The sequence below is a fragment of the Thermoanaerobacter sp. YS13 genome (assembly GCF_000806225.2).
Classification (GTDB): Bacteria; Bacillota; Thermoanaerobacteria; order Thermoanaerobacterales; family Thermoanaerobacteraceae; genus Thermoanaerobacter; species Thermoanaerobacter uzonensis.
The window spans coordinates 357,501-379,239 of sequence record NZ_JOOI01000002.1; the positions used below are offsets into that span (position 1 = coordinate 357,501).

The 21,739-nt window shown below is 34.6% G+C and carries 13 protein-coding genes and 3 pseudogenes (1 of these 16 running past the window's edge); 3 read left to right on the forward strand and 13 right to left on the reverse strand.

Annotated features, from left to right (window positions below; genetic code table 11):
* The 3 genes in view from THYS13_RS09570 to THYS13_RS09580 are tightly spaced (at most 20 nt apart) and all read right to left on the reverse strand, a layout consistent with a single transcriptional unit that may run on beyond the window.
* Positions 1–504, reverse strand: the 5' portion of a protein-coding gene (locus THYS13_RS09570; protein ID WP_029688079.1) for a uracil-DNA glycosylase. It extends 57 nt beyond the left edge of the window; only the first 504 of its 561 coding nucleotides appear in the window; the start codon lies at positions 502–504; its stop codon lies off the left edge, out of view.
* A 7-nt stretch (positions 505–511) separates the two neighbouring features.
* Positions 512–1,072 carry a Fe-S-containing hydro-lyase gene (locus tag THYS13_RS09575; protein WP_029688080.1) on the reverse strand — a complete coding sequence of 187 codons (561 nt, stop codon included), beginning with the start codon at positions 1,070–1,072 and terminating at the stop codon, positions 512–514.
* A 20-nt stretch (positions 1,073–1,092) separates the two neighbouring features.
* Positions 1,093–1,935 carry a fumarate hydratase gene (locus THYS13_RS09580; protein ID WP_042834319.1) on the reverse strand — a complete coding sequence of 281 codons (843 nt, stop codon included), beginning with the start codon at positions 1,933–1,935 and terminating at the stop codon, positions 1,093–1,095.
* Between the two features lie 226 nt (positions 1,936–2,161).
* On the opposite strand from THYS13_RS09580, the pseudogene THYS13_RS14170 reads away from it, so the two are divergent.
* The 3 genes and pseudogenes from THYS13_RS14170 to THYS13_RS09590 form a co-directional block, all read left to right on the forward strand.
* A pseudogene (locus THYS13_RS14170) lies at positions 2,162–2,239 on the forward strand (IS607 family transposase); the annotation flags it as partial.
* 11 nt (positions 2,240–2,250) lie between these two features.
* Positions 2,251–3,684: pseudogene (locus THYS13_RS09585) on the forward strand (IS200/IS605 family accessory protein TnpB-related protein); the annotation flags it as partial.
* 154 nt (positions 3,685–3,838) lie between these two features.
* The gene (locus tag THYS13_RS09590) at positions 3,839–4,732 is read left to right on the forward strand and encodes an ATP-binding protein (RefSeq protein ID WP_042834771.1); all 894 of its coding nucleotides are present in this window, start codon (positions 3,839–3,841) and stop codon (positions 4,730–4,732) included.
* Positions 4,733–4,765: 33 nt separating this feature from the next.
* On the opposite strand, the gene THYS13_RS09595 is transcribed toward THYS13_RS09590, so the two are convergent.
* The 10 genes and pseudogenes from THYS13_RS09595 to THYS13_RS09645 form a co-directional block, all read right to left on the reverse strand.
* On the reverse strand, positions 4,766–10,309 hold the full coding sequence (locus THYS13_RS09595) for an alpha amylase N-terminal ig-like domain-containing protein (RefSeq protein WP_042834320.1): 5,544 nt from the start codon (positions 10,307–10,309) through the stop codon (positions 4,766–4,768).
* A 256-nt stretch (positions 10,310–10,565) separates the two neighbouring features.
* A complete protein-coding gene (locus THYS13_RS09605; RefSeq protein WP_042834322.1) occupies positions 10,566–12,782 on the reverse strand; it encodes a YhgE/Pip domain-containing protein in 2,217 nt (738 codons plus the stop codon).
* A gap of 139 nt (positions 12,783–12,921) precedes the next feature.
* Positions 12,922–13,477, reverse strand: a pseudogene (locus THYS13_RS14930) (TetR/AcrR family transcriptional regulator).
* Between the two features lie 25 nt (positions 13,478–13,502).
* Positions 13,503–14,270, reverse strand: coding sequence for an SDR family oxidoreductase (locus THYS13_RS09615; protein ID WP_003871335.1), 768 nt, complete (start codon positions 14,268–14,270; stop codon positions 13,503–13,505).
* A 206-nt stretch (positions 14,271–14,476) separates the two neighbouring features.
* The gene (locus THYS13_RS09620) at positions 14,477–15,526 is read right to left on the reverse strand and encodes a beta-L-arabinofuranosidase domain-containing protein (RefSeq protein ID WP_042834323.1); all 1,050 of its coding nucleotides are present in this window, start codon (positions 15,524–15,526) and stop codon (positions 14,477–14,479) included.
* A 20-nt stretch (positions 15,527–15,546) separates the two neighbouring features.
* A complete protein-coding gene (locus THYS13_RS09625; RefSeq protein WP_042834324.1) occupies positions 15,547–16,731 on the reverse strand; it encodes a glycosyltransferase family 4 protein in 1,185 nt (394 codons plus the stop codon).
* A gap of 29 nt (positions 16,732–16,760) precedes the next feature.
* Positions 16,761–17,810, reverse strand: a complete 1,050-nt coding sequence (locus THYS13_RS09630) for an NDP-sugar synthase (RefSeq protein ID WP_042834325.1) — start codon at positions 17,808–17,810, stop codon at positions 16,761–16,763.
* Positions 17,811–18,027: 217 nt separating this feature from the next.
* Positions 18,028–18,918, reverse strand: coding sequence for a glycosidase (locus tag THYS13_RS09635; RefSeq protein WP_003871340.1), 891 nt, complete (start codon positions 18,916–18,918; stop codon positions 18,028–18,030).
* A gap of 14 nt (positions 18,919–18,932) precedes the next feature.
* Positions 18,933–19,841: a glycosidase gene (locus THYS13_RS09640; RefSeq protein WP_042834326.1), complete on the reverse strand. Its 909-nt coding sequence runs from the start codon at positions 19,839–19,841 to the stop codon at positions 18,933–18,935.
* Between the two features lie 2 nt (positions 19,842–19,843).
* Entirely contained in the window at positions 19,844–21,727 is a 1,884-nt protein-coding gene (locus tag THYS13_RS09645) for a beta-galactosidase trimerization domain-containing protein (protein ID WP_042834327.1), read from the reverse strand.
* Between the last annotated feature and the right edge of the window lie 12 nt (positions 21,728–21,739).

Below are 21,739 nucleotides of genomic sequence, written 5' to 3' on the forward strand. Positions count from 1 at the left end.
TAATTTTTCAGGGTCTCTCAAAATTGCAGCTGGATGGTAAGTCGCTATTATTTTAACGCCTTTTCTTTCAAGCCATTGTCCTCTCATTGCTGTTATTTTGAAGTTTTTATCTATTATAGCCTTTGCTGCAGTAGCTCCAAGACAAACTATTATTTTAGGAGCTATTATTGCAACTTGATTTCTTAAATAAGGCAAACAAGCGTCAATTTCACTCTGTAAGGGCACTCTATTATTTGGGGGCCTGCATTTTACTATGTTGGCAATATAAACTTCTTCTCTTTTTAATCCAACCTCTTCAAGCATTTTGTTGAGAAGTTGACCAGCTCTCCCTACAAAAGGTCTCCCTTGCAAATCCTCGTCTCTTCCTGGTCCTTCTCCAACAAACATAACTTTTGCTTTTAAATTTCCTTCTCCAAAAACCATATTAGTTTTCGTCTTACTAAGGTCACATTTTGTACAATGTAAACACTCTAAATATAGTTCTTTTAAGGGTAGAAGCGCCATTTTTGTCTCACCTTTTTAAATTAGTCTTATATTTTTCTTTCTCAATCTCATACAAATTATTGCCATAGATATCTATAGTAACAATAACAGGAAAATCCTCAACTAAAAATTTATAGATAGCCTCTGTACCTAAATCTTCATAAGCTACTATTTCTGCTTTTTTTACTTTTTGTGCCAGTAGTGCTCCTGCTCCTCCTATAGCAGTGAAATAGACTGCTTTATACTTTTTCATAGCTTCTATAACTTCTTTACTCCTATATCCCTTTCCTATCATGCCTTTTAATCCTAATTCAATTAATACCGGTGTGTATTTATCCATTCTTCCGCTTGTAGTAGGCCCACAACTTCCTACAACTTGTCCCGGTTTAGGAGGACAAGGACCTACATAATAAATTACACTATTTCTTATTTCGAAAGGTAATTTTTCTCCTCTATTTAATGATTCTATCATTCTCTTGTGAGCTTCATCTCTCGCTGTATAAATTTCTCCTGATAGCAAAATTAAGTCCCCTGCTTTAAGCTGGTTTACTATTCCATCATCTAAAGGAGTAGTTACTTTCTTGTACATCATTTTTCCTCCCAACAATATTATAATACAAAAGTAGCATGTCTTGTAACATGGCATCCTAAATTGACAGCTACAGGAAGAGAAGCTATATGGGTAGGATAAGTTTCAATATGAACATCAAGAGCAGTAGTACTTCCTCCCAACCCTTGCGGACCAACACCTAATGTATTTATTTCTTGCAGTAATTCTTCTTCTAATTGAGCTATCACTTCGTCAGTATTTCTTTCTCCCACTTTCCTCAATAACGCCTTTTTAGCAAGATAAGGAGCAAGTTCAAAATCCCCTCCAATTCCTATTCCCACGATCGAGGGAGGGCAAGCATTAGGACCTGCTTTTTCAACTGTTTCAATAACAAAATTTTTAATCCCTTCTACTCCGTCAGAAGGTTTTAGCATTTTTAAAGCACTCATATTTTCACTTCCTGCACCTTTAGGCATTACAGTTATTGAAAGTCTATTCCCTTCACAGATATGATAATGTATTATCGCAGGAGTGTTGTCACCAGTATTTATTCGCAAAATAGGGCTTTTTACAACAGATTTTCTCAAATACCCCTCTTCATACCCCAGTCTTACACCTTCATTTATCGCTTCTTCTAAACTGCCATTAACTATATGTACTTCTTGTCCTATATCTACAAAAACTACCACTATTCCTGTATCTTGACATATAGGCATTCTTTGCGTTTTCGCTATTTCAGCATTTGCAATTATATCTTTTAAAATTTCTCTACCCAATGGACTTGTTTCCTCTTTTATTCTTTCTTTTAAACTTTTAAATATATCTCGAGGTAATTCATAATTAGCTTCAATACAAAGCAATTTTACTATTTCTATAATTTTCTTTGCTTCTATCACTTTCAAAATTTTTCACTCCCTCTTAAGTTCCTCACAACTATATAATACTATTTTTTTAGAAATTTTTTAAGGAAAACTTGTTGAAGTAATTAGCGTTTTTGCAATTTCTTTTTAAATTTTTTATAATTTAAGGTATAGCTTTAATTGTAGTATACAATTTATTAAGTAAAGGAGGTCAAAACAGTTAAAATTAGTAGTAAAAAATGATATAATTTTAATTAGGTGATAATGAATGTTATTACCTATAAAAAAGGTTAAAGAGCTGCATGATATAAGCAGAATTACGTTAATAAACTGGGAAGTAGAAGGGTGGCAAAAAACATGATAGTAATACAGGCTAAACTCATTTTTTTAAATCAAGAAGACAAACAAATAGTATTAGACTTAATGAGAAGATGGTCATCATGCATGAGATTTGCATATAAGAGACTCTTAGAAGGTTATGATAGAAACACATTAAAAAGAGACCTTCAAGGGATTTTTAACTTAAACTCAAGATATGTAGATGATGCAATAATGAAAGCAAGAGGTGTATTAGAATCATCTAGACAATTAGACAACAATCCAAAGAAAGTCATTTTTGCAGGAAGAGACTTGTTTAAAAAACTACAAAAACGCCATATAAACGGGAAAGAATATCAAAAATTAAAAATTAGGTGGCAGGAGAAGAGAAAAGGAAATCTTTATTCAAGAGGAGATAAAAGCAAAAAAGGAAATCTCAACACAAGAATAGAAGTAAAAGAAAATGGTACTTTCTTAAGGATAAATGTAAGGGAAAGAAAATATGTATATGCCAGAATAGAGGCAGGATATAAAAAGAATAAAAGCAGAGAAGAACTCCTTCAGGAAATTGCCCAATCAAGCATACCCTACTCTGTAGAATTAAAACTTAAAAATGGCAGTATATACGCCTATTTTGCTATAGAAGAAGAATATCCAGAAATAAAAATAACAAAAGAAAAAGGAGTCATAGGAATAGACATAAACGCATGTCCAGACAACATATCATGGACAGAAACAGATGAAAAAGGCAATCTAATAAGCTATAATAAAATACCAATGCCAGAGCTTGCAAGTGGAAATAAAGACAAAAGAGAATATTTCAGATGGAAATATGCTCATGAGATAGTAAAAATAGCAAAAGAAAAAGGAAAAGCAATAGTAATTGAAGAATTAGAAATAAAAGAAAAAGGCAAAAGAGGAGACTTTTCAGGGAGAAAATCAAGAAGGATAAGACATAATTTTAGCTATAAATCACTTCTTTCAAAAATAAAAACACTAGCAAAAAGAGAAGGGATAGAAGTAATAGAGGTAGACCCTTCTTACACATCAATAATAGGCATGTTAAAATATGCACCACAGTATATGATAACAAAAGATATAGCAGCAGCCTATGTAATAGCAAAAAGGGGATTAGGACTGCAAGAAAAGATACCAGACAATTATATAAAGTTTCTCAATACATTAACTGTAAATGAATTAGAAGAATTAAAAGAGCAGGTAAAGAAAACAGTCAGAAACAAGCATATAAAGAAAAAGCACATAAAGGAAATAAATAGAGCAATAAAATTTTTACAAAGCCTTGAGAGTGAGCCAGGAAGGGTGCTAGAACCTCTGGATGGAACAAGTTTTAGTGCCTATGATTTCTGGCGAGTTCTCAAGGTAGCGGTGGTAACGCCACTCTCTCCTGAGAAGGTGCCAAGAGACTTCTCTACCCTGAAGGAATTACTAATTCAGGGTAAGTGGGGAGACCCGGATAAGGGCGTGAGTTCCTGTTTCTTGGGGCAGGGGCTATGGCTTTCCCAAATACCGCCTGCTGGGGCTGGGGAAAGTCTGAAGGGCGGACTACAAATACCCCAGCTATCTAAACTGTACATTTTTGTACAGTTTGGGTAACCAGGTTATGCCATTGAAATGTACTGTGTGCCGTAAACCAGCAATTGTAAAATTCCCCGCTCATAATTCCGCCTTTTGCGAAGAACATTTGGATGCTTTTTTTATGAGACAAGTTGCCAAAACTATTGAAAAATATAAAATGCTGCCTCCGAAAGGGCGCGTAGTTGTTGCAATCTCAGGGGGAAAAGATTCCTTAGTCACTACTTTTGTCTTAAAAAGATTAGGTTATGAAGTGCTGGGCTTTTTTATAGATCTAGGAATAGAAGAAAACAACTTCTCTTCTCGATCTAGAGAAGTTGTGGAAAACTTTTGCAAAGAAAATGATATTCCTCTAGAAATAGTAAGCTTAAAAGAAAAATTTGGAAAAGGTATCCCAGATGTAGCTAAACACCAAGACAGAATATGTGCTCTATGTGGAGTTACTAAAAGGCATCTTATGAATGAATACACTTTATCTGTAAAAGCTGATGCACTAGCAACAGGTCATACATTAGACGATATGGCTAAGTTGCTTTTAGCAAATCTATTCCGATGGGACCTTCATCATTTATCAAAGGGAATTCCTGTACTCCCTGAAGAACCGGGATTTTCTCGAAAAATTAAACCTCTCGCTTTCCAAGCAGAAGAAGAGATAATTGCTTTTGCAAAACTTCACAATATAAAGCCTGTAACCGCAGTATGTCCTTATTCAAGAGAAGCAAAATATATAAGATATCAAGAAGCCTTAGATATGTTAGAGGAAAATTCCCCAGGAATTAAAAGGTCTTTTTATAAAAACTACACAAAATATGCCCATCTATTTGCTGGTACTTCTGCCCGTCCACCAAAAATAAATTGTGAGGTATGTGGTTTTCCTTCTGTTTCTCCCGTGTGTACCTTCTGCCGCACATGGATGAAAAATGACTAACAAAAAAAGCGCCCGTTAGGGCGCATCTCCATTTTATATATTTCCTGTTTTCTCTAAAATTCTGTAAAGCATAGCTGCTGCCTCTGCTCTTGTAGCGTTGTCTTTTGGCTTGAAAGTGTTATCTTCATATCCTCTTACTATTCCAAGTTTTACTGCATTCGCTACTACATTCTTTGCCCATTCGCTTATCTTGTTGTTATCACTGAAAGTGGTATTGCCTATGCTGTCCTCTTTGTACTCTGCAAGCTTTCCGTATACCCTCATTATTACTGCTGTCATCTCTTCTCTTGTTATTGGGTCATCCGGCCTCATATTCTTGCCGTCTCCTAACATTATCCCTTCTTTATATGCTGCTTCTATCGCGTTTGCATACCATACTCCTTCTTTTACGTCATTGAATTCTCCTTTGTATGGCTCTTCTTCTATCCCTAATGCCCTTATCATTAATGCTGCAAATTCTGCTCTCGTTATTTTGGCGTTCGGTAAAAATGTTTCACTGTCTATCCCTTTTATTATATGCCTTGATGCAAGTACATTTACTACGTCATATGCCCAATTGTCTTTTGTTACGTCTTTGAATTCTTTGTTGTATTCAAAGACTCCATATGTTGAGAAGTGTTTGGCTTCAAAGGTTATTGTGTTTGTCTTTTTGTCAATTCTTCCTCCTACGTATTCCCATTGATTTGTCTTCTCGTTTAAGTAGTATACTCCTATTTTTCTTATGTCTTTTCCACCTTTTATGTTAAATGTCATTTTTACTGGTGACCATATTTTTATGTCTTTGTCTCCTGCTTTTATTGTTATGTCATAGGCGCTTGTTACCGGCTCGAAAGATGATGCAGTTATTTTGCCTTTGTTGTGTATGTTAAGTTTTATTGTTCCTGCTTTGCTTATGAGGTCAATTGCTTCTTGTGATACTGCTAAAGTTTTTGCATCAAATTGAAGAGCTACTTCGTCTGATTTTACTACTACGTTTTTGTTGTTCTCTGCTATTAAATTAAATACAGTTACAGGTATTTCTAATGCTTTTTGAGGTGTAGTTCCTATATTTGTTAAGTCAAATTGTACTTCTTTCTTTGATGTGTCTTTTATGTCTTTTGCTATTTTGTTTTCGTCTATTGTAAGTGTTGTTGTGTTATTTTCTACAACTATTTTGCCTTGTGATACTTCCTGAGATGGTTTCGTTGTTGACTCTAACCCTGGCGTAGGAGTTGGTTCTTTCCCCGGTATGGATTTTTCTCTTGTAACAGTTATTGTTATATCTTTTGTAAGCTCATTATTCTTGTCCCCACTTGGCTCTACATGTATTTTGATAGTATTTACACCATATTCCAAGGGAACTACTTTTGTAAATACTCCATTTTCTTGTTGCACAAAAGATTCATCATTTATAGTTACTTTCGCACCTTTGTAAGTATTGCCTTTAATCTCTATTTCACTAGTATTTGCATCAACAATAGTCTTGTCTTTTGGAGAATAGATATATATTGGCACATCTCTCCATCTTTGCACTGTATCATTTACCACCATTGTATTTGAACCCTGATTGACAACAGTTATTTTTCTGTTGTCAATCTCATTGCCGTACTCACCTTTTTCTACTTTATCCCAACTTCCTCTCACATATTTATATTCAATTTGTGTACCTTCATTCAAAATTAAGGTAATGCTGTATGTGCTAGATCCTGTCTTTGTCATTTGCTGAGCACTTGGATTCCAGAAAGCATCCGGGAAGTTTCCAGCAATATTTACACCATCATCAGGAGTATAATCTGGTACTGTCACATTAAATGTCACTTTTATAGGTATTATATCAGGTGTCGCTTTTACTGTATTTGATGCTGTCCTATTATAGGAGGTATCAACTGCCACAACTTTATAATAATACACATTGCCATTTACTACATCTGTATCTACGTAGTTATACACACTGTCAGACACAGTTGCAATCTTTATAAATGGTCCTGTCTCACTTGAAGACTTATAGATTTCGTAGCTGAAAATAGCAACATCATCAGCTGACGGACTCCAGTTAAGTGTAACTCTTGAGGATTCAATTCCTGGTTGTTGTAAGACTGGAGCTGTAGGTATTTCTACATCATTTGATGGCACAACAATAAACTGTTTTGCTTCATCTGTTTTTCCATCTGGTCCTTTTGTATACGTCCAATCATGGCCTTGGTTAGAAGAAAATCTCATAATATATTCCCATGTGCCTACCATATCAGGTACAAATTTAGCCATGTATTTATCATTATTCCCAGAATCCCCTACATATTGTGCATCAACCCACGTCCAGTCCTTATTTACTTCAACACCTTCCACCTTATTGTATACGGCATTGTAAACTGCATCTCCCACAGTATCTTCAATATACCTATATCCTAACTGCGCAATCATATTTTCTCCTTGGCCAGGTTTATTTGTAAGCCCATCTGCCCACACTTCAGCATACACTTCAACTGGATTATTTACACTTATTACATGTGTACCGACTTGATTCATATTTCCCGCCCATCCAATGGAAAATGCTGGATATGCCTCAACTTCATTGCTTAAAGCACTCTCATTTCCATCCCTATCTACAGCGGTTACAGCATACACATACTTTAGACCATTGGTAACCTCTGTATCAGTATAGGTGGTTTGCGTAACATTTGAAGCTATTTTTTCATATAACCCACCTTTAACTGTAGAACGGTAAATATTATAGCTGACTGCTTTATCTACACTGCCCCAGGATAGGTCTACTTTACCATTGCCTGAAACTACACTAAGGTCTTTTATTGGATCTGGTGCTGTCAAATTCTGTCCTTCATCTGATATAAGTATCGCTCCACTCATTTTTTCTACATTTACAACTACGTGTCCATCATGAATAGTGTATTTATTACCAGTCAAAGCATCAGTAAATGCTACACCGTCTCTTATAAACTTAGTGGTATCTATTGAAACCTGTTTTGCGTCACCTTTATTTATTACAACAATAGCCACACTGTCAGGATAAGATTTTCCAAAAGCATCTTTTCCATTTATGATTCTTCTTCCAAAAGCATAAACATCATCATTTGCATAGAGTGTTTCAAGGTCTCCTGTTTTTAAAACTTGATTGTCATTTCTTATATTTACAATTTTTTTAAAGAAATCCTGCAAATCAGTATCTTCTCTTCCCCAAGGGAATGTCCTTCTGTCGTCCGGGTCTTTTCCGCCAGATTGTCCTGCTTCATCTCCGTAATAAATAGAAGGCATGCCTGGATAACCTATTTGCAGTATTGCAGCAAGTTTAAGTCTTTTGACCGCAAGGTCTTTTGCTTCCTGAGAATTTTGACTGTTATCGGCAGAGTTGTATCCAAATACTGTCAATACCCTCATGGTGTCATGAGAACCTAAAAGATTCATAGTAGAATAAAACACTGGCAGAGGATATCTTTCATATATGCTCATAAGCCTTTGGGCAAGTTTTGCTGCATCTATAGGATTATGAACTGCATTTCCGTCATCAAATGATTTATCCAATATAAAGTCAATTACTGCATTTCTAAAGAGATAATTCATAACAGAGTTAAAAGAGTCTCCAAGCAAATCTAATGAAGCATCTCCCCAAAGTTCGGCAACCATCGGAGCATTCGGCTTTACAGTATTAATTGCATCTCTAAAATGAATCCAAAAATCATGAGCAACTTCATTCGCAACATCCAATCTCCAACCATCTGCACCTGCATTTTTGTCCCCATCAGGATTTAACCAATACTTAGATATTGCATTAGGATTATTTATAATAAAATCCGCCCAACTTTTGACATTATATTCACTGCCGTTTATCTGCCTTATCACAGGTAAACTGTCAAATCCCCACCATCCTTCATAGGTACCGTCAGGCTTTATCTCATACCAGTCACCAAATGGAGACTTTGACTGATTTCCCTGCTTCCATGCTTGATAAGCACCTAAAACTCCCGTGTTTGTGTATTTACCATACCTATCAAAATAAATACTGTCATCACTTGTATGATTGAAGACGCCATCAAGTATTACTTTAATTCCTTTTGCATGGGCATCCGCCATGAGTTTCTTAAAGGTAGATAAATCTCCTAATAGTTCGTCTATTTTTGTGTAATCGGTTGTATCATACCTGTGATTAGAAGGTGATTGAAAAATTGGATTGAGATAAATAACTGATATTCCAAGGCTTTTTAAATAATCCAATTTATCATCTATACCTTGTAAATCACCGCCAAAGAAGTCATTTGACCATATGCCATCCCCTGTATATCCTGGTTTATCTTTATCATTCGGATTATCCGGAAGGTCGTACCAGCTATCATGATATTCAACAGGATCAAAACCTCTGCTGTATTTCTTTAGATGGTCATTTGAAGAATCCCCATTAAAGAACCTATCAGGGAATATTTGATACATTACTGACCCTTTCATCCAATCAGGGGTGTCTAAGTTTTTGTCGTAGACAGTAAGTTCAAAGTCCTTATTTACTGTATCTGTGGCTTTACCTACGCCACCTAATTGTTCATCGTTATCTCCGTAATAAGCAGTTTTGGTTCCGTCTTTAAGTATAAAGTAATACCAAATTCTTGTGGGATGGTCAAAGCTTAACTTAACTTCCCAGTATTCATATTTCCCGTCAGGACTTTGACCAATTCTGTACATAGGGACTTCTATTCTTGTTTTCTTAATATCATCCCAATAGGAAATTTTAGCTGACTCAAGGTCGTGATTTTTTGCTTGTATTCTTAATGTCACAATATCTCCCGTTTTTATTGCACCGAAAGGCGAGCGGAAGAATGGGTTATGGGTGTCATGTCTTAAATCGTCATAATATATGTTATTATCAGGTCCTGTAAGAGGTGGATTATAATCTGTCCATATATTATGTGAAACCGAATCATAGTAAAATGTAATCTTAGTATCATAGACCACATTCAAAGGAATATTTGGCCCATTTTGTTCACCATTTAAGCCATAATTTATATCCCATGAGGGCCCTAAAGTCACTTTAAACTCATAATTCCCTTTTGGAACGTTTGCAGTGTATTCGTAAACATTGTTAAATTTATAATCCCTCATTATAGCAGTAGATGAGGCAGGGTCCCAGTTATTACCTGCTCCTATTGCTAATTGTATAGTGCCCACAATTCTCGGAAGTTTTTCTTCAGCAATTGATGTATATTTTGTGGAATCAGTAACACTTGAAGTATGGTAATTGTAATAAAAAGTCATTACGGCGTCTTTATCAAGATGAAATTTTAAATTATTTCCAAAACCATCTGGTATCCACTGACTCCCATTCAAAACTATTTTATACTCATAATCTCCTGCAGGTAATACGTTCTGTGTTGTGTATTCATAAAAACCATTGCCTTTATATGTCATTACTGTTATGTTGCTGTCGCCCTTCCAGTCGGTATCCCCAAGTTTTGACTGAAAATTGCCTGCAACAACAGCAGTTGCTGGCGCTGTATCTGTCTCAGCCTTTGCAAATTCCATAGGCATTGAGCCAAATACTGCTGTAAAAACTAAAAGAAAAGCCAGCAAAAATCCTAAAGCTCTTCTTTTAAACACCTATAATCCCCCTTTTCATTATATATTTTCTTAAATATTTTTTAAAAAACTAATTTTAAATCCCACCTCCATTTCTTTGGGGCAGTCGCTTTCATAAATTGTAAAAAGATAAATGTGTTTATGTACACATTTCCTTGTGCAAATTTTTGCGCAATCGTTTTCGCTATCTTAATTGTTATTATAGCCAACCTCATACATTTTGTCAATACCTTGCAAAAAAAGAAAAAGATGCATTTAAGCATCCCTCTTTGAAAATTCATATCTGCTTTAACCTTTGTGTTATCTCCATTTTATCTGCTTTTTCTGCTAAAAGTATTGTAAACAGTAAGAACAGCGCTCCAAATACTGCAATTATAGAAATATTGTGCAGTATTGCGCTAATATTGTTCCCAGATATTGCTTCCCTAAGACCTGCAACTCCATAAGTCATAGGCAGATAGGGATTTATTACGTTGAAAAACTTAGGTAAAAGTTCCATTGGGAAAGTTCCTCCTGAGGAGGTAAGTTGAAGCATTAATAATACTACTGCAAAGAATTTACCTGCAATGCCAAAGAGCATTACAAAAAGCTGAATTATAGCGATAAAGGTAATAGACATCATAGCATTTATCAGGTAATAGTAGAATAAATTATGCACCTCTAATTTTAGTCCTTCTACAAGCACAAAACTTGATACCACAGATTGTAATATGCCTACTAATGCTAAAGACATAAATTTTCCTAATTGTATAGAGACATTGTTCATTCCTTCGTATTTTTCTTTATCAAAAATATCTATCAAGAAGAAAAGTATTAATGAGCCTACCCACAAGGATAGAGGTATAAAATATGGTGCAAAACCGATTCCATAATTTTTAACAGGATAAAGCCTTCTAGTATCAAGTATTATAGGTTCATTAATCATATCCTTTTTAGCCGTTGTAATTCCTGATGAATCTATTTTCTCAGCTGCATCACTTAATTTTTGTACCAAAAGCCTCTGATTATCATATAAACTTTTTGCTCCATCTGCAAATTGCCTAGTTCCATCTTTAAGAAGCGCCATACCATTATATAGAGAATTAGCACCATTATATAATTTTGAGGATCCATCACTTAAACTTTTTATCCCATTATTGAGACTGTATAAGCCATTTGAAATTTCTTTTAATTTTTCTCCTGCTGTATTTATGCCTTCACTAAGCTGTGCTACGCCACTATACAATTTATTTGAACCGTCTACAAGCTGGCTTGACGCTTGAGACATATATGAAAGACCTGATGCTAAAGAATCCATACCATTATTAATTGTATTGGAAACCTGCTGCAATTGTGCGAGAACAGTGTTTAATTGCTGAACTTGGGTCAAACCGCTATTTAAGTTTTGATTCATGCTATTAATCCCTGTATTAGCTTGTGCGATTATAGCAAGTGCTTTTTGTAGTTCAGGGTCACTACTTGCTTCAGGATGTTTTGCAATATAATCTTTCAAAGCAACCTGCGCACTATCTAAAGCTGTAGAAATTTGGCCCAAGCCACTTTTAAGTTGCGAAACACTACCAGCAAAAGAAGAAACATTTTGCCCTACTTGATTGTATCCATTGACAAGAGAATTGATTCCATCTTTTAGTTTAATGACACTATTAGAAGCATCATTTAATCCTTGATTAATTCCTGTTATTCCATTTTGTAATGAATTCATTCCATTTAATAAGGCTCCTGTATTGCTTGCATCAGAAAATTTTTGAGAAAGGAGATTTGCTCCATTGTATAAAGCTTCTGAACCATTTAACGCTTGACTGATACCATTATTTAAGCTTAAAGCACCATCTTTTATTTGTTTGCTTCCATCTAAAGCTGTATTTATGCTACTATTTAATTTTTGTGCACCATTATACAACTCTAAGGTACCTGTTGCGAGTTTATTCTCTGCCTCTGAGGCTTCTTTTAAACCACTGCCTAATTCATCAACACTTTTAAAAATAGAGTCAATATACCCTTTTCTTATAGAATTTGCTATTTGGGTTTGTAAACTTTCTATAGCTTTATTGCCAATTTGTGTTGCAAGGAAATTTTTCTTATCATTGGTTATATACTCAATAGAAGCTTTTTTCGGAGTAGGAGAATCAACACTTATAAGATTTTGCGTAAAATCCTGTGGAATTCTAATAATAAAATAATATTTACTTCCTTTTAGTCCATCAAGAGCATCCTTATAATCCACAAAATCCCATTTAAATTCTTTGTTGTCTTTTAACTTTTGTACAACTTCATTTCCAAATTTCTCTTGTTTGCCATCGTATATTCCCCCTTTGTCTTCATTGACAACTGCAACAGGGAGTTTATCTAACTTAGAATAAGGGTCCCAAAAAGCGTATAAGTATAGAAAGCTGTAAAGTAAAGGCATAAAGGCAACAACAATAACTGCAACCCTTATAAACCTGCTTTTAATTATTTTTTCTATTTCTTTTGCTGCAACTTTAAATGCTTTCAATGTTTCTCCTCCTTTCATCGATTTTTAGACTGACCAGTCAGTACAGTTATTATTATATTCTCCTCTTCTCAATGTGTCAATAAAAAAGTACCTTTGATTTTAAAAATAAAAAACACCTCCTTTGAGGTGTATATTATCCTTAAAGTTGAAGCCCTTTTAATGCAAAATTAAATACACTATCTGTTATATCTTGTGGATTAAATTTCTCGTCACTATCTTCTACTACTTTCAAAGCCAAAATTGAACTTATCATGCCAAAAAAAGCTGCTGCTACTATCTTTTCATCGCAATCAGCAATGAGTTTTTGTTCCTTGCCTTCTCTAATAATATTTTCTATTAGCTCAAGATAAGTATACAATTTCTCCCTGAATTTGCGAGGAACTTCCCCATGACCCCATATTTGGCTTAGCAAAACTATTATAAAGTCGTGATTTCTGTACAAAGATGATTTTCCGTAGTTTTTCTACAGCATTATTTAGCTTGCCTATCTCTTCTATTGCCTCTTGTTTCAAAATCTTTATACCTTCATCAATTAAAAACTCCAATATGTCATCTTTGCTTTTAAAATGATAATACAAGGTCCCTTTTGCTACTCCAGCATTTTCCGCTATTTCTTCCATTGTGGTTTTGTAAAATCCACTTTTTGAAAAGGTCTTTATCGCCGCTTTAAAAATCTTTTCTTTTGTCTTATTCATTCTCCTTCATTCCCTTTTTAAGAAATTAAACATATATCATTTTAACTGTCATTCCGCCATCCACAATGAGATTCGCTCCTGTAATAAAAGAAGCTTCTTCCGAACATAAAAATAAACATGCATTTGCTACGTCCTCTGGCTTACCTACCCGTCCTGCAGGATGCTGCAAATGGTCCTCTTCTGTCAATTGGGGCTTTTTAGCTTCTCTACTTTTCTTCCATTCAGACACTTCTATCCATCCGGGACTTATAGAATTCACCCTTATTTTATCATAACTTAAACTTATTGCAAGAGAGTGGGTTAAGGCTATAATACCACCTTTTGAAGCAGAATAAGGTTCTGTATGAGGTTCAGACATAAATGCCCTTGTAGACGCTATATTTATTATGACTCCTCCGCCATTGTCTCTCATGTGAGGAGCAACATATTTTGAACACATATATGTTCCTCTTAAGTTCACATTTATGACTCTATCCCATTCCTCCATGGGCCTTGTGTAAATCGTCCCTCCTGCTCCAATACCTGCATTGTTTATCAAAATATCGATCTTGCCGTATGCTTTTATCGTCTTATCTACCATGTTTTTAACATCTTCCTCTAAAGAAACATCTGTATGTACAAAAAGTGAGTCTCCACCTTTAGATTTTATATATTCTTCATTTTCTATGCCAGCTTCATCGTCAATATCAGCTATAACTACTTTTGCTCCTTTTTCAGCAAAAGTTCGCGCAATACACCGCCCTATTCCTTGTCCTCCTCCTGTCACTATTACTACTTTCCCATTAAAATCCATAGTTAACCCTCCAATTTTTAATTATAAAAGAAGATAAGGTAACCTCATGATTAAAATTAAAAAAGCAAAGAGGTTTACCTTATCATAAATAGTATAACTTAAAAGTTTTATAAAAATCAATTAAATAGGTTGCATAAAGCACACCAATTTTCATATGGCATCACCCTTTTCAATTTTTATAAAAATTTTTGAAAGAAAAAGGAAAACTATTTAAATACACTCCCTGTGTGATTCACTATCATATCAGTTATAATGAGTGAAACTATACTTTCTGCTCCTTCATTTAAATTTACTCCCTCTTTAGTTATACCGTCGTAACAACCCCCTGTTTCCTCATCTATTAAGCTTTCATTCTTTGAATTTTCTCCCAAAAACCATTTGTAACATTTTACAGCTTTTTCTCTGTACTTTTTTTCTTTAAAAATTTTATAAGCTTCTGTGTACATAAGAGCAGTCTCACAAGCCTCTACTGGTTGTTCATCAAATTCTGCAGGTTTTTCATCTCCTTTTTTGTACCAACCTTTACAACCTATCGGCTTAAAATACCCATTTCTAAAAGTTACTTTTTCTAAAAATTCCATGCTTTCTTTTGCAACATCTAAGACTTCTTCATCTTTTGTAATAGTGTATGACCTAAGAAGAGCCCAAGGAAGTACAGCATTGCTGTAAGTCATTATATTTTCAAACCATTTCCACTCTCCCTCTTTGTTTTCCCTATATATTTGAACTATTTTTTTTGAAATAGAAGTTATCAAAATTTTTACCTTCTCTTTGTAAAATTCAGTAACATCAGAAGTACATAAAAGGCTTAATCCTATTAACGAATAAGCATTACCGCGAAGAGAATTTAAATTTGCTACATTGGGCAAAGCTTTTTTGATTAATGTCACAGCAACACTTTGATAACCATTAGACAAATTAGTATTTAATAAATATCCTAATGCCCATAAAGTTCTGCCAAAACAATCTTCTGAGCCAACTTCTTCAATAAATTCTCTATTGTAGTTCATAAAATTTCTAAAATATCCTTTGCCGTTTTGGGCATAAATCAAGAAAGAAAGGTATCTCTTTAAAAGATCAAGGTATTTTTCATCTTTGTAAACTTCATATAGCATTGAAGCAGCAATGAGAGCCCTTGAATTGTCATCAGTAGTGTAACCTTTTGTCAAATCAGGAATAGAGTAAAGGGAATGCTGTAAAATGCCTGTATCGTCCGTTAGCTTGAAAAGATGCTGAAACTTAGTTGCTAGTTTCATTATTTTAATTCCCCCTTCCTCTATATCACAACTTCCACAACTTCCTCCCTTGATTTAATGTCCAATACAGACAAAATCATTATGACATATCTGTAAGCAACGTTATTCCACATCATTGTATTCCCTAATTTTTTAATTTCTGATTCTATCTGCAGCCTTTTCTCAGGGTTTTCAAATATATACTCAATATGTTTAGCCAAAGACTTTGCATCACGGAAATTAGCAAGCAATCCTCTTCCTTCTCCTAAAATTTCTTCAGCATACATATAGGGAGTAGAAATAATCACTTTCCCTAAACCTGCTGCATATGCCAAAGTTCCACTTACCGCTTGTTCTTTATTTAAATAGGGTGTCATGTATATGTCTGACATCTTTAAATACTCTATAATTTCTCTTTTTGTAAGATATTTGTCCACAAATTTTACATTGTCTTCTACTCCAAGGTCATGGACTAGTTTTTGAAGTTTCTCCCTATACTCTTCCCCAAATTCCCTTTTTATATTTGGATGGGTTTGCCCTAAAATTAGGTATAATACATCTTTGTATTTCTCGGCCACAATGCTTATTGCTTCTATGCCGTATTCTATCCCTTTACCAGGGTTTATAAGGCCAAAAGTGCTTATTATTCTTCTGCCTTTAAACCCATATCTTTCTTTCAATGTTTCTTTGGGTAATACTGGAAAATTGGGCACGCCGTGAGGAATGACAGTGATTTTATTAGAAGGTATGTGATATATCTTTTCAAGAAGTGGTATAGTATTTTTCGCCATTGTCACTACTCTAACGCTTTTTTCCCCTAATTCTTTAAGTATCATAAGTTGTTTTTCATTTGGATTTGATAATACTGTGTGGACTGTCAAAACAAAGGGTATATTTAAATTGTCTACCAAATCTAATAAGTATTCTCCACTTTCTCCTCCAAATATTCCGTATTCATGTTCTATAATGAGCAAATCTATGTCAAATACATTTAATTCATGGGCTAATTTTACATAATCTTCTCTTACAAATTGTTGTAACTGATATTTAACATCGCTGTCATATTCGTAAGTTTTATTATCGTTTATTGCAATTACTCCTGCAAAATTAATAAGTTTTATCTTTTTTATTTCATTAACTAGATCTTGAGTAAAAGTAGCAATGCCACATTCTCTTGGTGGATAAGTGCTCAAAAATGCTACATTTCTCCCCAATACGCTCATCATATCACGCCCCCTTCTTAGTTTGTTTAGTATTAAGTTGTCAACGTAGTACTTGCCAATCTATTAGCTGTAAACACTGTATTTTTAACTTCCATATTCACCTCTACTATACATTCTGAAGTGACAACTGCATTCTCTAATCTTGCAAACCTGCGCACTTTTACATTATCCCACAATACACTTTGGGATACTTTGCTCTCTTGACCTATTCGACAGTTATTCCCAATTACTGTATACGGACCAACTGTAGCATAGGCATCAATTTCAGTATTATTTCCAATATAAGCAGGTCCTATCACTTTTGCGGTAGGATGAATTTTAACATTGTCTCCTAAAATTATACCTCTTGAGGAAGTAGTACTTACAAATCTTGATTTTCCTTTTAAAATGTCCTCATGAACTTTTTTGTATTTATCTATTGTACCTATATCTATCCAGTAGCCGTTAAATTTATAAATAGCCATTCTATACTCTTTTTCCAAAAGTTTGGGATATGTCTCTCTTTCTACAGATACCACTGTATTTTCAGGAATTTCTTTTAGCACCTCAGGTTCAAATACATATACTCCTGCGTTAATATATTTAGAATTGCTTTCGCCTGGTTTGGGCTTTTCTTTGAAAGCAGTTATAAAGCCTTTTTCATCAAATTCTATAACTCCGTACTGAGAAGTATCTCTTACTTCAATAGATGCAATAGTTACTTGAGCTCTTCTTCTATTGTGGTATTTTATCAAATCTGCATAGTCAATATCACTGACAATATCAGAGTTTAAAATGAGGAAAGTATCATCAAAAAATTTTTCGGCGTTTTTTATTGCCCCACCAGTTCCCAAAGGAGATTCTTCTGTAATGTAGTGTATTTTTACACCTAAGTAGTCCTCTTCTGGCTTGAAGTAATCTTCAATGTACTGAGACTTATAATAAGTACTTATTACAACTTCATTTATTCCACTTTTTTTAAGGTTTAAAATAATCCTTTCTAAAAGAGGTCTTCCCATGATAGGAACCATTGGTTTTGGCAGGTCATCTGTAAGAGGTCTTAGCCTTGTTCCCAAACCTCCTGCCAATAACAACGCCTTCATTAAAGACCCCTCCTTTATGAAGTTTTTCAAAAATTAAACTTAAAAACAAACGAAGGGCGTGATACAAGTGATATAATTTATAAGAATAATAAGAACTAAGAAGAGTAGAAATATATTAGCACTCTTAAAATTCGGCTGCTAATAAGTATTATAATTAATCCTTTTTGGCATGTCAAGTACTTTTCTGTAAATAAAAAACAGGCCTTTTAAAAGCCTGCTAAAATTTGATATCTTTCATCTCTAATATCGCCACGCCTATAACAGTATCCGCGCCTCCATAATAAACGTAAATAGTATCATCTTTTACTGCATTACCACAACTAAATACAACATTAGGAATGTATCCTTCTTTTTCCCACTGTAGTTCTGGCTCTAAGATAGGTTCTTTTTGCCTTGCAATAATCTTTGACGGATCTTCTAAATCTAAAAGGACTGCGCCCAATCTATATACATTATTGTCATCAGCTGCATGGTATATCAAAAACCAACCATCTTTTGTCCTAATAGGCGGCCCTCCAATTCCGACTCTCGCACTTTCCCACGTTCCAGGAATTGGCTTAATGATAGGTTTATGGTCATACCAATTTTTTAAATCTTCTGAAAAGGCAATCCATATATCTGGATACCTTCTATGAAGCATCACATACTTTCCATTGATTTTTTCAGGAAATAAAGAGGCGTCTTTATTAGGTTCATCTAAAACTACTCCTTTTCTCTCCCAATCTATAAGGTTTTTGGAGGTAGCCAAACAAATCCTATAGTCATCATGAAACCTGTCCCCAAAACCTGTGTACATCATATAATAAATGCCGTCAATTTTGACTATCCTTGGGTCTTCTAATCCTCTGAGCTCTTGTTCTGTCTCATTGCTCATCACTGGTTTGTCTAATCTCATAAAATTAATCCCGTCTTTGCTGACTGCATACCCCAGGCGAGAAGTATATTTCCCATATTTGGCGTGAGGTCCAATGTCAGTAGCCCTATAAATCAAGTGAAACAGTCCATTGTCATAAATTGCTGCAGTATTAAAAACTGCTGCTCTTTCCCATTCATTTTCTGCTTTTGGCATCAATACTGGCTTATCTGATAATCTCTTTAATTTTATCACTTAATACACTCCTTTTAAAATTTTACTTTTTCTTTTTCAATGGCTGCTACACCTATATGGGTATCTGCTGCTCCGTAATACACGTAATACATGTCATTCACTTCAACTGCTCCACAGCTAAATACCACATTAGGCACAAGCCCATTTATTTCCCAATCCAACTCTGGCTCTAAAATAGGCTCTTTTTGCCTCGCAACAACCTTTGATGGGTCCTTTAAGTCTAAAAGAGCTGCACCAAGTCTGTACACATTGTTGTCATCCACCCCGTGATATATTAAAAGCCATCCATCTTCTCTTTTTATAGGAGGTCCTGCTATACCAATTTTCTTTGACTCCCATGTGTAAGGTTTAGGGGACATTATAATCTTATGGTCATACCAATTTACTAAATCATCAGAATAAGCAATCCAAATATCGGGCATTCTTCTATGGAAAAGCACATACTTTCCATCTATCTTTTCGGACAAAAGTGCCGCATCTTTATTAGGTTCATCGAGAACAATTCTATGTCCTTTCCAATTTTTTAAATCATCAGACCAAACCATACATATTCTAAAATCCAACCAGTCCCTTCCCCCAAAACCTGTATAGAGCATGTAATACTTGTCGTCAATTTTTGTAATTCTTGGGTCTTCTACTCCCCACGCTTCTTGGGGTGGTTCCCCCACTAAAACAGGCTTGTCAAATCTTTCAAAATTTATCCCATCTTCGCTTACAGCATACCCAATTGAGGATACAAATTTATATTTTTCTTCTGGCTTTTCAGTATTCAAAACAAATTTATTATTAGAGGCTCTGTAAAACAAATGGAATTTATTATCTTCATATATTACTGCTGCATTAAAAACAGCCTCCTTTTCCCATTCATGCTCTTTTATTGGTGACAATATAGGTTTGTTACTAAGTCTTGTTAGCCTGAACATCTTTATACCCCCTTTTCCAGCAAAATTGCAACTACTCCATTAGCCTCTATTGTGAAATTTTCTAAATTAATCTGCCTTCCACCGATTAAATCTTGTATTTTCTCATTATTTCTTGTTTTTCTACTTATTCTTATTTTAGTATGAATATCTGTGTCTTCATGATTTATAAAGAGCACAAGGGTTTTCCTGCCATAATCAAACTCTTTTACTTCAATATAAGGAGATTCTACTTTTACGTTGTATTCCATTCCGCTCAGCTCTTTAGCATACTTATAAATCAAATAAGACCTGTCAGTCTTATATACATCGGGCATATAACTTAAATAGAGCTCAATAGGATACGTAACAAGAATAGCATTCCCTTTGCCATATTTATTCACAACTATTGCCGGGTTATTCTCATCATCATTTGCAATTACACGGCCTGTTGTCGGTTTTGCAATAAGTCTTTTATTAAATTTAAGAACTTTATAATTTAAATCAATTCCAAGTTCTTCACAATGCATTGATACTGTCTCATTTTTGGGCACCATAGAATATTGCGTTTTAACTCCAAAAACCTCATCAAAACCTTCTACAGAAATTCCATCGTATGATACATACAAAGTGCCACCATTTTTAACAAAATCCATAATTTTTACCCATTGGTCATAATTTAAATGCCCTTTTCTATAAGCAGAAGGTAGTATAAGCATTTTATACTTACTAAAATCTCCATCAGCTCTTACCAATTCAACATCTATACCTGCTTCCTTTGCCAGTATAAAACTATTTAAAAGAATCCTAAAATTTCTCTCTGGAGTATAATCGTTACCTACAAATAAAGCACTATAATACTTATCCGGAATGATTATCGCGGCATCGCACTTTTTGTGTTTTAAATCCTTATACTCAATTTTATTCATAAATTCAGAAAAAGCTTTTATTTCAAGTCCTGCTTTTTTAACTCTTCCATTAACTGCTGTTATACCAAATTGCGTTTCAAAGGGGGTAGAATTATAGGGAAGCCTTTCGCCAACAGAAAAATCTCCAAAACACCAGGCTATTGCACCTATCGATTCATTCGCAAGAAGGCTATACAGAACCACCTTGTAATAATTTCCCTCTATATCTTCACTCATCATAAGTGTAGTTGCACCAAATTCCTCCAGTAGCACTTCTTTGCCACCCATAGCTTTGGTAAGTTTAGAAGCAAAAGGTGCCATATAAGTGCTTCTTATAGAATTTACAGGGTCTATACATGTATCTGTATAAATTGGATATGCGTGCATACACAGAAAATCATTTCCTTCTTGCAAGTCTTCAGGATAAAAATTATTATCGGTAAGAAGAGATGCCTGGTGTATTCCAAGTGTTACGGGATGATTTTTGTCGTATTTTTTTATCTCATTTGATAAGACATAGTTCCACAGCCAAGCATCATGTCTTGACTCTGCTTTTACATAATTATCTGGCTCATTTGAAAGGTCCCAAAACAAAATAGCAGATTCATCTTTGTACCTCTCAGCAAAAAAGCGTACCAATTTAATTTGATACCTCAACATAAATGAATCACTGTATATATTCCTACCTTCTCTCCACGGCACATCCCAATTCTCACCGCTCATATGCCCCACAAAAAAAGTAGGCGCGATTTTCATATCAACTTCATGACATATTTTAATAAGCTCGTCAAACTTTTTCACCGCTTCCTCTGATATTACATCAGGCTTTGGCTGAAAATCCTCCCAAAAAAGATTTATTCTCATTACATTAATGCCTAAGCTTTTCGCTTCAATAAATTCACTTTTTATCTCATCATAATTCCACTCTTTCCACATTTCAATGCCATGATTTCTCGGCCAATAATTAGCTCCTATTATAAATTCATCTGCAAATTTTGCCATTTTTCTACCTCC

Excerpts from the sequence above, each read along its gene's own strand:
- THYS13_RS09575 (WP_029688080.1), bottom strand. The coding sequence starts at position 1,072 with ATGTACAAGAAAGTAACTACTCCTTTAGATGATGGAATAGTAAACCAG.
- THYS13_RS09615 (WP_003871335.1), bottom strand. The coding sequence starts at position 14,270 with ATGGATTTTAATGGGAAAGTAGTAATAGTGACAGGAGGAGGACAAGGA.
- THYS13_RS09620 (WP_042834323.1), bottom strand. The coding sequence starts at position 15,526 with ATGAAACTAGCAACTAAGTTTCAGCATCTTTTCAAGCTAACGGACGAT.
- THYS13_RS09625 (WP_042834324.1), bottom strand. The coding sequence starts at position 16,731 with ATGATGAGCGTATTGGGGAGAAATGTAGCATTTTTGAGCACTTATCCA.
- THYS13_RS09630 (WP_042834325.1), bottom strand. The coding sequence starts at position 17,810 with ATGAAGGCGTTGTTATTGGCAGGAGGTTTGGGAACAAGGCTAAGACCT.
- THYS13_RS09640 (WP_042834326.1), bottom strand. The coding sequence starts at position 19,841 with ATGTTCAGGCTAACAAGACTTAGTAACAAACCTATATTGTCACCAATA.
- THYS13_RS09645 (WP_042834327.1), bottom strand. The coding sequence starts at position 21,727 with ATGGCAAAATTTGCAGATGAATTTATAATAGGAGCTAATTATTGGCCG.